The 15,156-nt window shown below is 61.6% G+C and carries 13 protein-coding genes; 4 read left to right on the top strand and 9 right to left on the bottom strand.

Annotation, left to right across the window (positions count from 1 at the left end):
• The first annotated feature begins 241 nt into the window (after positions 1-241).
• The 4 genes from GFU70_RS20605 to GFU70_RS20590 all read left to right on the top strand — a co-directional run bounded on the left by GFU70_RS20605 (position 242) and on the right by GFU70_RS20590 (position 3,659).
• A complete protein-coding gene (locus GFU70_RS20605; protein WP_058546682.1) occupies positions 242-2,080 on the top strand; it encodes a long-chain-acyl-CoA synthetase in 1,839 nt (612 codons plus the stop codon).
• A gap of 94 nt (positions 2,081-2,174) precedes the next feature.
• A complete protein-coding gene (locus GFU70_RS20600; RefSeq protein WP_064106978.1) occupies positions 2,175-2,696 on the top strand; it encodes an ankyrin repeat domain-containing protein in 522 nt (173 codons plus the stop codon).
• 169 nt (positions 2,697-2,865) lie between these two features.
• Positions 2,866-3,396, top strand: coding sequence for a hypothetical protein (locus GFU70_RS20595; RefSeq protein WP_058546683.1), 531 nt, complete (start codon positions 2,866-2,868; stop codon positions 3,394-3,396).
• Between the two features lie 71 nt (positions 3,397-3,467).
• Entirely contained in the window at positions 3,468-3,659 is a 192-nt protein-coding gene (locus tag GFU70_RS20590) for a PLDc N-terminal domain-containing protein (RefSeq protein ID WP_003204476.1), read from the top strand.
• A gap of 59 nt (positions 3,660-3,718) precedes the next feature.
• Here GFU70_RS20590 and GFU70_RS20585 read toward each other — a convergent pair whose 3' ends face one another.
• The 9 genes from GFU70_RS20585 to gcl form a co-directional block, all read right to left on the bottom strand.
• Positions 3,719-4,921: an MFS transporter gene (locus GFU70_RS20585; RefSeq protein WP_064106979.1), complete on the bottom strand. Its 1,203-nt coding sequence runs from the start codon at positions 4,919-4,921 to the stop codon at positions 3,719-3,721.
• A 289-nt stretch (positions 4,922-5,210) separates the two neighbouring features.
• Positions 5,211-6,209 (bottom strand): sulfate ABC transporter substrate-binding protein, encoded by a 999-nt coding sequence (locus GFU70_RS20580; RefSeq protein ID WP_153388728.1) that lies wholly within the window; start codon positions 6,207-6,209, stop codon positions 5,211-5,213.
• Between the two features lie 91 nt (positions 6,210-6,300).
• Positions 6,301-7,125 carry an ion transporter gene (locus GFU70_RS20575; RefSeq protein WP_058546685.1) on the bottom strand — a complete coding sequence of 275 codons (825 nt, stop codon included), beginning with the start codon at positions 7,123-7,125 and terminating at the stop codon, positions 6,301-6,303.
• 20 nt (positions 7,126-7,145) lie between these two features.
• Positions 7,146-8,060, bottom strand: a complete 915-nt coding sequence (locus tag GFU70_RS20570; protein WP_153388727.1) for an urea transporter — start codon at positions 8,058-8,060, stop codon at positions 7,146-7,148.
• Between the two features lie 242 nt (positions 8,061-8,302).
• Positions 8,303-9,718, bottom strand: coding sequence for a pyruvate kinase (gene pyk / locus GFU70_RS20565; protein ID WP_064106980.1), 1,416 nt, complete (start codon positions 9,716-9,718; stop codon positions 8,303-8,305).
• Positions 9,708-10,988, bottom strand: a complete 1,281-nt coding sequence (locus GFU70_RS20560) for a glycerate kinase (RefSeq protein ID WP_153388726.1) — start codon at positions 10,986-10,988, stop codon at positions 9,708-9,710. The genes pyk and GFU70_RS20560 overlap by 11 nt, the downstream gene beginning before the upstream one ends.
• Positions 10,989-11,138: 150 nt before the next feature.
• Entirely contained in the window at positions 11,139-12,029 is an 891-nt protein-coding gene (locus GFU70_RS20555; protein WP_153388725.1) for a 2-hydroxy-3-oxopropionate reductase, read from the bottom strand.
• A gap of 148 nt (positions 12,030-12,177) precedes the next feature.
• Positions 12,178-12,960, bottom strand: coding sequence for a hydroxypyruvate isomerase (gene hyi, locus GFU70_RS20550; RefSeq protein WP_058543325.1), 783 nt, complete (start codon positions 12,958-12,960; stop codon positions 12,178-12,180).
• 153 nt (positions 12,961-13,113) lie between these two features.
• Positions 13,114-14,889 (bottom strand): glyoxylate carboligase, encoded by a 1,776-nt coding sequence (gcl, locus tag GFU70_RS20545; RefSeq protein ID WP_153388724.1) that lies wholly within the window; start codon positions 14,887-14,889, stop codon positions 13,114-13,116.
• Between the last annotated feature and the right edge of the window lie 267 nt (positions 14,890-15,156).

The raw sequence follows: 15,156 nt of genomic DNA, 5'->3' as shown, positions 1-15,156 counted from the left end.
TTTTGATTTCGTGCATATTGCATGAATGGCGATCGTGCATCCTGCATTTTGCGTGGTCGGGAGATGATTTTTGGAACCAAATCGTTTTCCGACGCTCACGCTTCGCCTGCCTCGGGCAGCGGATACAAAACATTGCAAAAACCGCGTGTACAGCGCCGCAATCGCGGGCGTACTTTCGAGCCAAAATCAGCTGCCTGATAACAAGAACCGAGACCCACGAGGTCGAACGGGGAAGATCACCATGAGTCGTACACCCAGCGACGCGATTACCTGGGGCATGATGCTGCGCAAACTGCCAGCCATTGCCAAAGCCGTCCCTCGGATCGTCAAAGGCATGAAGCAGGCCAACGTCCAGGACCCGACCCAGCCTTGCGGCCTGGGCTGGTGTTTCGAGCAGGCCACGCAACGCAATCCCCAGGGCCCGGCACTGCTGTGCGGCGATACGGTGTTGAGTTATGCACAGGTCAACGCGCAGGCCAATCGCATCGCCCATTACCTGTTGGCCCAAGGCATCGGCAAGGGCGACTGTGTGGCGATATTCATCGAGAACCGGCCACAGCTGTTGATCAGCGTGCTGGCGATGGCCAAGGTTGGCGCGGTCAGCGCCATGCTCAACACCTCGCAAACCGGCGATGCGCTGGTACACAGCCTGGCCCTGGTCAACCCGGTCGCGGTGGTGGTGGGGGATGAACGGGTCGCGGCCTTCAACGACATACGAGGGCGAACCACACTGTCGAGCAGCAGGACCTGGTGGCTGGCTGATCAGGACCGCACCGATATTCCGTCCGATGCCCCGTCCGGTTTCATCGACCTGATGGCTGGCAGTGAGGATTACCCAAGCGATGACCCGGCGTGCAGCCGGCAGGTTTTCTGCAATGACCCATGTTTTTATCTCTACACCTCAGGCACCACTGGGCTGCCCAAGGCCGGGGTGTTTCGCCATGGTCGCTGGATGCGCACGTCCACCAGCTTCGGCCTGATCGCCCTGGACATGCAGCCCGACGATGTCGTGTATTGCACGTTGCCGCTGTACCACGCCACAGGCCTGTGCGTGTGCTGGGGCGCGGCGATCTGTGGGGCCTCGGGGTTCGCGATTCGGCGCAAGTTCAGCGCCAGCCAGTTCTGGAGCGACGTGCGCCGTTACCGGGCGACCACGCTGGGGTATGTCGGTGAGTTGTGCCGCTACCTGATCGACCAGCCTGTCGCTGCCGATGACCGCCACCACAGTGTGAAGAAAATGATCGGCAACGGTCTGCGGCCCGGGGCCTGGTCGACTTTCAAGACCCGTTTCGGCATCGACCACATCTGCGAGCTGTATGCGGCCAGTGATGGCAATATCGGCTTCACCAACATCCTGAATTTCGACAACACCATCGGGTTTTCTCTGATGGGCTGGGAGCTGGTGCAGTACGACCATGCCAGCGGCCTGCCGTTGCGCAACCTGCAAGGTCGCATGCAAAAGGTGCCCAGGGGGCAACCGGGCCTGCTGCTGGCGCGGATCGACGATAAGGCGCCACTGGATGGCTACACCGACCAGGCCTTGACTGAAAAAACCATCTGCCGGGATGTCTTTGTGCCGGGCGACCGTTACTTCAACACCGGAGACCTGTTGCGCAACATTGGTTTCGGACATGGGCAGTTCGTTGATCGCCTCGGCGATACCTATCGCTGGAAAGGCGAAAACGTCTCCACCACGGAAGTCGAAAATGTGCTGCTGCAACATCCGCAGGTGGCCGAAGCGGTGGCCTACGGCGTGGAGATCAATGGCACCAATGGCCGCGCCGGCATGGCGGCAATCACCCCGTCCGAATCCCTGGCGACCCTGGACTTCAGCGAGTTGTTGCAATTCTTGCAATGCCAGTTGCCCGCCTATGCGGTGCCGCTGTTCCTGCGCATCAAGGTGAAAATGGACACCACCGGCACTTTCAAGTACCAGAAGACTCGCCTAAAGGCTGAAGGGTTCGACCCGTGCGTCACCGGTGATGAGCCGGTCTACGCCTGGCTGCCGGGTACCGATACCTACGTGCGGGTGGATCGGCAGTTGGCGACTCGGATTCAGGGCGGACAATTGCGTTATTGATTCTGGCTATGACGGGCACAGTGAAAAAAGGGATGACAGCGCCCGGGTCCCTCGGGAAACTAGCCGCTTTGCGAAGACCCGAGTGGAGTTTCCCATGTCCGATACAAGCCGGCAGATGACGCCGGAAGAGGCAGCCGAGTTTGCCGAGCAGGTGTTCAACGTCGCACGCCAGGGTGATGCGGCCATGATGGCCGCGTTGCTGAGCAAGGGCCTGCCGCCCAACCTGCGTAACCACAAGGGCGACACCTTGTTGATGCTGGCCGCTTACCACGGGCATGTGGAGACGGTGAAAGTGTTGCTGGAACACAAGGCCGATCCGGAAATCCGCAACGACAACGGCCAGAGCCCGATTGCCGGCGCGGCGTTCAAGGGCGACCTGGCGGTGGTTTCGGCGCTGGTGGAGGGCGGTGCGCAGGTGGAGGGTTCTTCCTTCGATGGCCGTACCGCGCTGATGATGGCGGCGATGTTCAACCGGGTGGAAATCGTCGACTACCTGATCGGCAAAGGCGCCGATCCGAAAGCCAAGGATGCCAACGGCGTCTCGGCCCTCGATGCTGCCAAGACCATGGGCGCGGTGGACACCACGGCGCAGTTGGAAACGTTGTTGGGCCTGTAGGAGCTGCCGAGCGAAGCGAGGCTGCGATCTTTTCCCCGGCAGTTGAATCTCAAGCGAAAGGTCAAGATCAAAAGATCGCAGCCTCGCTTCGCTCGGCAGCTCCTACGGACCGATGTGATGCGCTATCCTGCCCGCCCTCAAAACACCCTTCGCCACAGGATTCAGCCCCATGAAAGCCGCCCTCATCGAACTCATCGGTAAAATCAGCTCCGGCTGCCTCGGCGAGGCGGACATTGCGAAAATCGCTGACGAAGCGGCGCAGGCCTACGCCGATCCGACGGCTTTCCTGGCGGCCAACCCCGATATCAACTACGACGACACGTTCCCGATCCCATTGGGTGAGTGGGTCGTGGTGGGCAGCCTGCCGGACACCGTGTTGTTCCAGGCCGACACCTACGTGGACCTGTTCGAACAGATCGTCGCCTCGTTCGGCCCCGGCGTGGCGTTCAACCTCAAGCCCAAGCAACTGGCGAAAACCGAAGCCCTGACCGCGCTCAACCGCATCCAGATCCAGATGAGCAGCCTGAACAAGGAAAACGGCGGCTACGTGCTGATGAACTTCAGCCAGTTGCTCGACGATGAACTGCAGATGGTGCTGGTGTACGGCAACGACGTGCCGCGGGTGTTGGAATTGTGTGCCGAAGTCGGCATCGCCGCCGCGCCGGCCCTCGAAGCCCTCAAGGTCGCGGTCCACGTCTGAAGCAATAAAACGGAACCCTTGCCGGCGGCCCGCTATCCTAAGGGTGCACATCACCATTTGGGAGCGACACCATGGGTTCCACCTTCAACGGCCTGGTCGGCCTGATCATCCTGGCGCTCGATATCTGGGCGATCATCAACGTACTCAAGAGTGGCGCGGAAACCGGGATGAAAATCCTCTGGGTGCTGCTGATTCTGCTGTTGCCGGTACTGGGCCTGATCATCTGGGCGATTGCCGGGCCGCGTGGCAACGTGCGGATTTGACACGTTCCACCAAAAAGCCCGGTCGTTGAACGCGACCGGGCTTTTTTATGCGTGGATATTCAGGCCGTTGCCAGGGACGGCTTGCGCGAGGTGCTCAAAAAGCGCAGCAAGGCCAACAGTGGGAAGGCGCTGCCGACGATCACCACCCACAACCAGCCGCCGTGTTCGTACACCGCACTGGCAATCGATGAGCCGAAGGCGCCACCGACGAAGATGCTGGTCATGTACAGCGCGTTCAGCCGGCTGCGACTCCTGGCATCGAGGGCGTAGATGGTGCGCTGGCCCAGGACCATGTTCATCTGCACACAGAAATCCAGGACCACGCCGGTCACCGCCAGGCCGATCACGCTGTACAGCGGATGGATGAATGCTGGCAGGAAACTCAGGCTGGCGAACAACATCGCCAGCAACGAGGCGTTGCGGGTATGGCCGGCATCTGCCAGGCGACCGGCGATGGGCGCGGCGATGGCACCAATGGCACCGACCAGGGCGAACAGGGCGATTTCAGTTTGGGACAGGCCATGGTTGCGTGACAGCTCCAGTGGCACGGCGGTCCAGAACAGGCTGAACGTGGCAAACATGCAGGCTTGATAGAACGCCCGTTGCCGCAACAGCGGTTGTTGGCGCAGCAGGGTGCCGAGCGAACCCAGCAGTTGGCCATAAGAGGCACTGTGGTCGGGCTGGCGCTTGGGCACGGTCAGTGCCAGGACGATGCTGATGGCGGCCATCAACGCGGCGGCGATGATGAACATGGCCCGCCAGCCGAAGTGATCGGCCACGATGCTGGAGACCGGCCGCGCCAGCAGGATCCCCAGCAGCAGTCCGCCCATGATCCCACCCACGACCCGACCTCGAGTCTCCTCCGGCGCCAGGTGCGCGGCCAGTGGAATCAGGACTTGCACCGACACCGAACTGAACCCCACCAACAGCGAAACCAGCAGGAATACGTTCGGTTGATCAGTGAACGCCGCCCCCAACAAACTGGCGATTGCGACCAGCGTGGTGACGATCATCAGCCGTCGGTTTTCCAGCAAGTCCCCCAGCGGCACCAGGAAAAAAAGGCCCAAGGCATAACCGATCTGGGTCAGCGAAACGATCAGGCTGGCCATGGTGCTGCTCAGGCCGACGTCGGGTGCGATCAGTTCGATGATGGGTTGGGCGTAGTAGATGTTGGCGACGATGGCGCCGCAGCAGAAGGCGAAGAGCAGGACCATGCCGCGGGTCAGGGGCGCGCCGGGCAAGGTGGGTGAATGAGCACTCATGGCAATCTCGTCAGTGAACAGGAAAGATGGCGCGAGGCTAAAGCGTTATGGGGCCCTGGAACAGGGCTTGTGGTTGATATCAGACATGCTTGCAGTTGATGATGGGGCGCACAAGGACGCTGGGAGGATCCTGTGGCAAGGGGATCTGTGGGAGCAAAGCTTGCTCGCGATGAAAACAGCGCGGTGCCTCTGGAACCGAGGTGCCTTTATCGCGGGCAAGCCTTGCTCCCACACAAGCTTTGCTCCCACAGATTCCCTCGCCACAGGATCGCGTACAGCTTGTCCTCTCTTATTGCCCGCTGTAGATCTGGTCGAAAACCCCACCGTCATTGAAGTGAGTCTTCTGCACCGTGCGCCAGTCGCCGAAGGTTTTTTCCACCGACAGGAAGTCCACTTTGGGGAAACGGTCGGTGTATCTGGCCAGTACCGCCGGGTCCCGTGGGCGCAGGTAGTTGGCGGCGGCGATTTCCTGGCCTTCGGGCGACCACAGGTATTTGAGGTACGCCTCGGCGGCTTCGCGGGAGCCTTTTTTCTCGACAACCTTGTCGACCACGCTGACCGGCGGCTCGGCCTCGGCGGAGACGCTCGGGTAGACCACTTCGAACTGGTCGCGGCCGAATTCGCGGGCGATCATCTCGGCTTCGTTTTCAAAGGTCACCAGCACGTCGCCGATCTGGTTGGTCATGAAGGTGGTCGTCGCGGCGCGACCGCCGGTGTCCAGTACCGGCGCCTGCTTGAACAGCTTGCCGACGAAGTCCTTGGCCTTGGTTTCGTCACCGCCATTTTTCAGCACGTAACCCCAGGCCGACAGGTAGGTGTAGCGACCGTTACCGGAGGTTTTCGGGTTGGGCACGATCACCTCCACACCGTCCTTGAGCAGGTCGGGCCAGTCTTTCAAGGCTTTCGGGTTGCCTTTGCGTACGATGAACACCGTGGCCGAGGTGAACGGCGCACTGTTGTCCGGCAGGCGGGTGACCCAGTGCTCGGGCACCAGTTTGCCGTTGTCCGCCAGGGCGTTGATGTCGGTGGCCATGTTCATGGTGATGACATCCGCCGGCAGCCCGTCGATCACCGAGCGCGCCTGCTTGCTGGAGCCGCCGAACGACATCTGCACGGTGATGTTTTCATTGTGCTCGGCCTGCCAGTGTTTCTGGAAGGCTGCGTTGTAGTCCTTGTAGAAATCGCGCATCACGTCGTAGGAAACGTTGAGCAGGGTCGGGGCGGCGTGGGCCAGGCTGCCAAAAGTCAGGCCGACGGCGAGAAGAGCGGCGCCAAACAAGTTCTTCACTGCAAATTCCTTTTTATCAACAGGGTTCCGGGCATTAGCCGGCACACTAGCTGCAAGCCTATAGACCTTCAAGCATCAAAAAGTGCTTTGCTTATTCCAATTTCTTAAACAACGCGTTGCCACAACGGGAGCAGAAAGCGGCGCCATGTTCGTGGTGGTTTTTGCTGCACACCGGGCAATCGCGCTGGAGTTGGTCGCCGCGCATGGCCGTGGCCAGTTCAGCCGTGAAAATACCCGTCGGCACGGCGATGATCGAATAGCCGGTGATCATTACCAGGGATGACACCACCTGGCCCAGCGCTGTCTTGGGCACGATGTCGCCGAAGCCCACGGTGGTCAGTGTCACGATAGCCCAATAGATGCCCTTGGGAATGCTGGTGAAACCGTTCTGGGGGCCTTCGATCACGTACATCAGCGTGCCGAACACGGTCACCAAGGTCGAGACGCTGACCAGGAACACAATGATTTTCTGCTTGCTCCCCCGCAGCGCCGCCATCAGGTAGTTGGCCTGCGTGAGGTAAGGGCTGAGCTTGAGCACGCGGAAAATCCGCAGCATGCGGATGATCCGAATGATCAACAGGTATTGGCCATCGCTGTAATACAGCGCCAGGATCCCCGGCACGATCGCCAACAGATCCACCAGGCCGTAGAAACTGAAGGCATAACGCAGCGGCTTGGGCGAGCAGTACAGGCGCAGGCCGTACTCGACGATGAAAACGAAGGTGAAGCCCCATTCGATACCGGCCAGCAGGGTGGCGTAGTTTTTGTGCACGCTGTCGATGCTGTCGAGCATCACGATCACCAGGCTGGCGAGGATGATCAACAGCAAGGTGCTGTCGAAGCGCCGTCCGGCCACGGTGTCGGTCTGGAAAATGATCACGTAGAGGCGGTCACGCCAGTTGTTGCTGTTTTGCATAATCTTCGCCTGAGCCGGAATCAACGAAGCCTAGGGCGATTGCCCCGCAGAGCGCAAGGCGTGGTGTCGAGGCTGGCTTGGCACCACGCCCGGCCGGTGGCCTGGATCAACCAGCAGGCGAGGATGAACGGTGCCGTCAGGGGAGGCAGGCCAAGGGCAATAAAACCTGGGGTGAGCATGACCGCCAGGAGAATCCCCGCCAGCGGCAGCCAGGGTTGGCGGCGCTGTTGGCTGAGGGCCAGCGCCACCAAAGCCGGGTTGTAGCCGCCCAGCCCGCAAAGGGCGATTGCGTTTTCATGTTGCGACAAGGCAAAGGCCAGGCCCACGGCGGAACCGAACAATGCCCAAGCGGCGGCGCGACGATTGGCCAGCAGCAGGCCCGCCGCGATCAACGCACCGGCTGCTGGGTGGCTGAGAAACATGACCTGGCCCAACCCGCTCAAATGCGCGGCCAGCAGGTTGGGTATCGTTATTTCAATCGAGGCGGTTGGGGGCGGCGGCAGGGTGAAGCTCATCAACAGCCAAGCCAGCCCTACAAAAGGCGCGGTGTAGGCGGGCAGGCACCGAGGGCCTCGGGTGCGCTTGAGCCATTGCTGGGTCAGCATCGCGCTGAGACCGCCTGCGGCGATGATCAACGGTGGCAACAGGGCGGACCAGGGCAATACAAGGCTCAGCAACAAGCCCAGCAGGATGCCGTTGTAGCTGAACAGCCCGGCTTGCCGGTCGGCCTTGGCGTAACCGCGTCGCTGGGCCGTGAGCAACCCGGCCACCCCACCCAGCAACGCGCCGCCGAACAGGTTGGGGGCGGTGAACAGAATCGCCAGCAGGCACAGCAGGCCGCACAGCGAATGGCGCTGGAGGAAGACTTGGCTGAAGCCATTGAGCAGGGCGGTGGCCCAGTCGGGGCAGTGGGTGTTGAAAGAATGGTTGGGCATGATGGGTCTAGGGAGAAGAGAACGCTGCGCCAGAAATTGCTCCGCTGAGCCCAGTAGAAGCTCTGTAGGAGCTTTGTATGAGCTTTGTATGAGCTTTGTTGGAGCTTTGTTGGAGCTTTGTAGGAGCTGTCGAGTGCAACGAGGCTGCGATCTTTCCAAAGACACTTGAATCTCAAGCGAAAGATCAAGATCAAGATCAAGATCAAAAGATCGCAGGCTTCGCCAGCTCCTACAGAAGCAAATTAGATCAACGTCTCAATGCGCAGCGAATTGGTCGACCCCGGCTGCCCGAACGGCACGCCCGCCGTGATCAGCAAGGTATCGCCGCGCTGGGCCATGCCTTGGGCCTGGGCGATTTCCAGGGCGGTGGAACAGACTTCATCCACTTGCTTCAAGCGCTCGTTGACCACCGAGTGCACGCCCCAGGCCAGCGTCAGGCGGCGAGCGGCCTGCAGGTTCGGCGTGAGGTTGAGGATCGGCACCGTCGGCCGTTCCCGCGCCGCCCGCAGGCTGGAACTGCCCGATTCGCTGTAGTTCACCAGCACCGCCACTGGCAGCACATTGCTGATACGGCGGATCGCGCAACTGATGGCGTCCGACACCGTGGCCTCGGCTTTTGGCCGGCTGACGTCCAGTTGCGCCTGGTAGTCGGGGCCGTTTTCCACCTGGCGGATGATCTTGCTCATCATCTGCACGGCTTCGAGGGGGTAGTCCCCAGAAGCGGTTTCCGCCGACAACATCACCGCATCGGCCCCCTCGGCCACGGCGTTGGCGACATCGGTAACTTCGGCGCGGGTGGGCGCCGGGGAGAAACGCATCGACTCGAGCATCTGGGTCGCCACCACCACCGGTTTGCCGAGGGCGCGACAGGTGCTGATGATGTTTTTCTGGATCTGCGGCACGCTCTCGGCCGGGACTTCGACGCCCAGGTCGCCGCGAGCAACCATGATCGCGTCGCTCAATTCGGCGATTTCCTGCAGTTGGGTCACCGCCGACGGTTTCTCGATCTTCGCCATCAGGAAGGCCTTGTCGCCGATCAGCGCCCGGGCCTCGCGGATGTCCTCGGGCCGCTGGACGAACGACAATGCCACCCAGTCCACGCCCAGCTCCAGGCCGAAACTCAAATCGCGCCGGTCCTTGGCGGTCAGCGGGCTCAGGTCGAGCACGGCCTGGGGTACGTTCACGCCTTTGCGGTCCGATAGCTCGCCGCCGTTGAGCACTTCGGTGTCGATGGCGTCGCTGTGCCTGGCGGTCACGCGCAGGCGCAATTTGCCGTCGTCCAGCAGCAGGTCCATGCCGGGCTCCAGGGCCGCGATGATTTCCGGGTGGGGCAGGTTGACCCTGCGTTGATCACCGGGCGTCGGGTCCAGGTCCAGGCGCAGGGCCTGGCCGCGTTGCAGCAGGACCTTGCCATCGGCGAACCGGCCGACCCGCAGCTTCGGACCTTGCAGGTCCATCAGGATGCCCAGCGGGTAATTGAGCTGCTGCTCGACCTCACGAATCCACTGGTAGCGCTGGGCGTGGTCGGCATGCTCGCCATGGCTGAAGTTCAGGCGGAAGATGTTCACGCCGGCCTGTACCAGTTCACGGATGTCATCGATGCCCCGGGTGGCGGGGCCGAGGGTCGCGAGGATCTTGACCTTTTTATCAGGCGTCATGTTTGGGGTTCTCGAGGATCAGGATGGCGCGAAAGTCGTTGACGTTGGTGCGGGTCGGTTCGGTGACGATCAGTGCATCCAGGGCGGCGAAGTAGCCGTAGCCATTGTTGTTGTCCAACTCGTCGCTGGCGCTCAAGCTCAGTTCGGCGGCGCGTCGATAGCTGTCCGGGGTCATGAGGGCACCGGCGTTGTCTTCGGATCCGTCGATGCCGTCGGTGTCGCCGGCCAGCGCATAGATGCCGGGATGACCCTTGAGGCTGTCGGTGAGGCTCAGGAGGAATTCGGCGTTGCGTCCGCCACGACCATTGCCACGCACGGTGACGGTGGTTTCGCCGCCGGAGAGGATCACGCACGGCGCCGCCAGTGGTTGGCCGTGCTGGACGATTTGCCGGGCGATGCCGGCGTGGACTTTCGCCACCTCTCGGGATTCGCCTTCCAGGTCGCCGAGGATCAATGGGCTGAAACCGGCCTGGCGCGCCTTCACTGCCGCGGCCTCCAATGACTGCTGAGGACGGGCGATCAATTGGAAGTGGCTACGGGCCAGGCTCGGGTCGCCGGGCTTGACGGTTTCCGATTCGGGGCTGTGCAGCCAGTTGCGCACCGAGGTCGGTACTTCGATGCGGTAGCGCTGGAGAATCGCCAGGGCTTCGGCCGACGTGCTGGGATCGGCCACGGTGGGGCCGGAGGCAATGACCGTGGCAAGGTCGCCGGGCACATCGGATATCGCGTAGGTGTACACCGTCGCCGGCCAGCAGGCCTTGCCCAGGCGCCCGCCCTTGATCGCCGAGAGGTGCTTGCGCACGCAGTTCATTTCGCCGATTGTCGCGCCGGACTTGAGCAAGGCTTTGTTGATCGATTGCTTGTCAGCCAGGGTGATGCCTTCGGCGGGCAAAGCGAGCAGGGCAGAACCGCCGCCGGACAACAGGAAGATGACGCGGTCGTCTTCGCTGAGGTTGCTGACCATTTCCAGCACCCGCTGGGCCACGGCCAGGCCAGCGGCATCAGGCACCGGGTGGGCGGCTTCCACTACTTCGATTTTCTGGCAGGGCGCGCCATGGCCGTAGCGGGTCACCACCAGGCCGGACACTTCGCCCTGCCAGCAGCGCTCGACCACTTGCGCCATGGCCGCGGCTGCCTTGCCGGCACCGATGACGATTACCCGGCCGCTGCGATCGCCGGGCAGGTAGGGTTCAAGGACGTGCAGCGGATGGGCCGCGTCGATGGCTGTGGCAAACAGCTCGCGCAGCAATTGTTGCGGATCGACCGACATGGCGGGCTCCCGGTTTTTATTATTGGCTGAGGCGACTCGGTTACCTGTGGGAGCGAGCTTGCTCGCGAAGACGGCGTGTCAGTCAATACTTCATTGACCGGTAGATCGCCTTCGCGAGCAAGCCCGCTCCCACAAGTGGGGTGGGGTGTGTCAGTTATCGCGAATCGAGAAATTGGCCATATGCTCCAACCCCTTGATCAACGCCGAGTGATCCCAGTTGCTGCCGCCGATGGCCGCGCAGGTGCTGAACACTTGTTGGGCGTTGGCGGTGTTGGGCAGGTTGATGTTCAGTTCCCTGGCGCCCTGCAGGGCCAGGTTCAGGTCCTTCTGATGCAGGCTGATACGGAAGCCCGGGTCGAAGGTGCCCTTGATCATGCGTTCGCCGTGCACTTCGAGGATCTTCGAAGAGGCGAAACCGCCCATCAGCGCTTCGCGAACCTTCGCCGGATCGGCGCCGTTCTTTGAGGCGAACAACAGGGCTTCGGCCACGGCCTGGATGTTCAGGGCGACGATGATCTGGTTCGCGACTTTGGCGGTCTGGCCATCGCCATTGCCGCCCACCAGGGTGATGTTCTTGCCCATGGCCTGGAACAGCGCCAGGGCCCGCTCGAAGGCGGCGCTGTCGCCACCGACCATGATGCTCAGGGTTGCGGCCTTGGCGCCGACTTCACCGCCGGACACCGGGGCGTCGAGGTACTGCGCGCCTTTTTCATTGATCTTCGCTGCGAACGCCTTGGTGGCGGTGGGGGAGATCGAACTCATGTCGATCACCACCTTACCCGCGCCCACGCCCGCTGCTACGCCATCGGCGCGAAACAGCACGTCTTCGACCTGCGGGGTGTCCGGGACCATGACGATGATGAACTCGGCTTCCTGGGCCACTTCCCTCGGGTTGGCCAACGCCACCGCACCACCGGCCAGCAGGTCGGCCGGGGCCGGGTCATGGTGCTGGGACAGGAACAGGCTGTGACCGGCCTTTTGCAGGTTCAATGCCATGGGGTGGCCCATGATGCCAGTGCCGATGAATCCGATTTTAGCCATGAGAAAATCCTCTTGTTGTTATCGCTGCTCGTAGGAGCTGTCGAGTGCAACGAGGCTGCGATCTTTTGATCTTTCACCGGGGGACTCAAGCGCCAGGGGAAAGATCGCAGCCTCGTTGCACTCGGCAGCTCCTACAGGGAAAGGTGGGTCAGATCGCGTTATGGGTTTTCAGCCAGCCCAATCCCGCTTCGGTGGTGGTCAGCGGCTTGTATTCGCAGCCGACCCAACCCGTGTAGCCGATGCGGTCCAGGTGTTCGAACAGGAATCGATAGTTGATCTCGCCCGTGCCCGGCTCGTTGCGGCCCGGGTTGTCTGCCAGTTGCACATGGTTGATCTCGCCCAGGTGCGCCGACAGGGTCCTGGCCAGGTCTCCTTCCATGATCTGCATGTGGTAGATGTCGTATTGCAGGAACAGGTTGGCGCTGCCCACCTGCTCGCGGATCGACAGGGCCTGGGCGGTGTTGTTCAGGTAAAAGCCGGGAATGTCGCGGGTGTTGATGGCCTCCATCACCAGCTTGATGCCGTTGGCTTGCAGCTTTTCGGCGGCGTATTTCAGGTTGGCGACGAAGGTTTTTTCCACCAGGGTTTCACTGCAGTTCTGCGGGCGAATCCCGGCCAGGCAGTTGACCTGGGTGTTGCCCAGCACTTGGGCGTAGGCAATGGCCAGGTCGACACCAGCGCGGAATTCCTCGACCCGGTCCGGCAGGCAGGCAATGCCACGCTCGCCCTTGGCCCAGTCACCGGCCGGCAGGTTGAACAGCACCTGGGTCAGGCCGTTGGCGTCGAGCAAGGCCTTGAGTTCGGCGGAGCTGTAGTCGTAAGGGAACAGGTACTCGACGCCACTGAAGCCGGCCTTGGCAGCGGCTTGGAAACGGGCGAGGAAATCCTGCTCGGTGAACAGCATGGACAGGTTGGCGGCGAAACGCGGCATGGTGGTCTCCTGCTACAAATTAAATGGCGTCCTGACCCGTAGGAGCTGTCGAGCGAAGCGAGACTGCGATCTTTCTATCGACACTTGAGATTTAAGCGAAAGATCAAAAGATCGCAGCCTTCGGCAGCTCCTACAGGTAAGGCAACCGTCAGCTCAGTCGAGCAGCGAAATGGCGGTCGGTGCATCGTTGCCCACAAGCGCCAGGTCTTCAAACTCATTGACGGCGTTGATCTCGGTGCCCATGGAAATGTTGGTGACCCGCTCCAGAATGATCTCGACGATCACTGGCACCTTGAATTCCTCGATCATCGCCTGGGCCTGGCGCAGCGCCGGTTGGATACCGGCCGGTTCGAACACCCGCAGCGCCTTGCACCCCAGGCCCTCGGCCACGGCGATGTGGTCCACGCCATAACCGTTGAGCTCCGGCGCATTGAGGTTGTCGAAGGACAGCTGCACACAGTAGTCCATGTCAAACCCGCGCTGGGCCTGGCGAATCAAGCCCAGGTAGGAGTTGTTCACCACGACATGAATGTAGGGCAGCTTGAACTGCGCACCCACCGCCAGCTCTTCGATCATGAACTGGAAATCATAGTCGCCCGACAGCGCCACGACCTTGCGGCTCGGATCGGCCTTGACCACCCCCAGCGCGGCCGGAATGGTCCAGCCCAAGGGGCCGGCCTGGCCGCAGTTGATCCAGTGGCGTGGCTTGTAGACGTGCAGGAACTGCGCCCCGGCGATCTGTGACAGGCCGATGGTGCTGACGTAGCAGGTGTCCTTGCCGAACACTTGGTTCATTTCTTCGTACACGCGCTGTGGTTTGACCGGCACGTTGTCGAAGTGGGTCTTGCGCTGCAGGCTGGCCTTGCGCTGTTGGCAATCTTGCAACCAGGCGTCGCGGTTTTTCAGCTTGCCGGCGGCTTGCCATTCGCGGGCCACTTCGATGAACACCGTCAGGGCCGAGGCAGCGTCGGAAACGATGCCCAGGTCGGGGGTGAAGACGCGGCCGATCTGGGTCGGCTCGATGTCCACGTGAATGAACGTGCGACCTTCGGTATAGACGTCCACCGAACCGGTGTGGCGGTTGGCCCAGCGGTTGCCGACACCCAGCACCACGTCCGCCTTGAGCAAGGTTGCGTTGCCGTAGCGATGGGAGGTTTGCAGGCCGACCATGCCGACCATCAGCGGGTGATCGTCGGGGATGGTGCCCCAGCCCATCAGGGTGGGAATGACGGGAATGCCGGTCAGCTCGGCGAACTCCACCAGCAGTTCGCTGGCATCGGCGTTGATGATGCCGCCGCCGGCCACCAACAATGGACGCTCAGCCTGATTGAGCATCGCCAGGGCTTTCTCGATCTGCACGCGGTTGGCCGCGGGCTTGGCCAGGGGAAGTGGCTGGTAGGCGTCGATGTCGAACTCGATCTCGGCCATCTGCACGTCGAACGGCAGGTCGATCAGCACCGGGCCCGGACGGCCGGAGCGCATTTCAAAGAACGCCTTTTGGAAGGCATACGGCACCTGGCCCGGCTCCAGCACGGTGGTTGCCCACTTGGTCACGGGTTTGACGATGCTGGTGATGTCCACAGCCTGGAAGTCTTCCTTGTGCATACGCGCACGGGGGGCCTGCCCGGTGATGCACAGGATCGGGATCGAATCGGCCGAGGCGCTGTAGAGCCCGGTCACCATGTCGGTGCCTGCCGGGCCCGAGGTGCCGATGCACACCCCGATATTGCCGGCCTTGGTCCGGGTGTAGCCCTCGGCCATGTGCGAGGCGCCTTCTACGTGGCGAGCAAGGACGTGATCGATGCCCCCTACCTTCTGCAGGGCGGAGTACAGCGGGTTGATCGCGGCACCCGGGATACCGAAGGCGGTGTCCACGCCTTCACGGCGCATGACCAGGACGGCGGCTTCGATTGCTCTCATTTTGCTCATTATTTTGTGCCTCTTACGTTTTGTAATTGTATACAAGTGGCTGTGCGCAGAGTGTATTCACGGCAAACGGCGCAGGTCAATCCATTTCCTCAAGCATCTGTTTCATTCGTCGGAAGGCCAGGTTTTGCGGTGGCCTTTCGTCGATCAAGGTGCTTTGTGAAAATTATTGTATACAAAAATAATGATTGTTGTGTTCTATTTGTTGTGTTCGGTTTTTCCGAAAGTGATGCCCGCAAGGCTCTCCCATAACAAAAGAAGGACAGCACC

Origin of the sequence: Pseudomonas brassicacearum (assembly GCF_009601685.2) — a bacterium.
GTDB classification, from domain to species: domain Bacteria; phylum Pseudomonadota; class Gammaproteobacteria; order Pseudomonadales; family Pseudomonadaceae; genus Aquipseudomonas; species Aquipseudomonas kilonensis_B.
Note: the sequence above shows the minus strand (reverse complement) of the source record. Positions and strands in the feature narration are given on the sequence as shown.

Coding starts and splice junctions, on each gene's coding strand:
- hyi (WP_058543325.1), bottom strand. CDS start 12,960: ATGCCGCGTTTCGCCGCCAACCTGTCCATGCTGTTCACCGAGCAGGAT.
- GFU70_RS20575 (WP_058546685.1), bottom strand. CDS start 7,125: ATGCAAAACAGCAACAACTGGCGTGACCGCCTCTACGTGATCATTTTC.
- gcl (WP_153388724.1), bottom strand. CDS start 14,889: ATGAGCAAAATGAGAGCAATCGAAGCCGCCGTCCTGGTCATGCGCCGT.
- GFU70_RS20590 (WP_003204476.1), top strand. CDS start 3,468: ATGGGTTCCACCTTCAACGGCCTGGTCGGCCTGATCATCCTGGCGCTC.
- GFU70_RS20595 (WP_058546683.1), top strand. CDS start 2,866: ATGAAAGCCGCCCTCATCGAACTCATCGGTAAAATCAGCTCCGGCTGC.
- GFU70_RS20605 (WP_058546682.1), top strand. CDS start 242: ATGAGTCGTACACCCAGCGACGCGATTACCTGGGGCATGATGCTGCGC.
- GFU70_RS20600 (WP_064106978.1), top strand. CDS start 2,175: ATGTCCGATACAAGCCGGCAGATGACGCCGGAAGAGGCAGCCGAGTTT.
- GFU70_RS20555 (WP_153388725.1), bottom strand. CDS start 12,029: ATGGCTAAAATCGGATTCATCGGCACTGGCATCATGGGCCACCCCATG.
- GFU70_RS20560 (WP_153388726.1), bottom strand. CDS start 10,988: ATGTCGGTCGATCCGCAACAATTGCTGCGCGAGCTGTTTGCCACAGCC.
- pyk (WP_064106980.1), bottom strand. CDS start 9,718: ATGACGCCTGATAAAAAGGTCAAGATCCTCGCGACCCTCGGCCCCGCC.
- GFU70_RS20570 (WP_153388727.1), bottom strand. CDS start 8,060: ATGCCCAACCATTCTTTCAACACCCACTGCCCCGACTGGGCCACCGCC.
- GFU70_RS20585 (WP_064106979.1), bottom strand. CDS start 4,921: ATGAGTGCTCATTCACCCACCTTGCCCGGCGCGCCCCTGACCCGCGGC.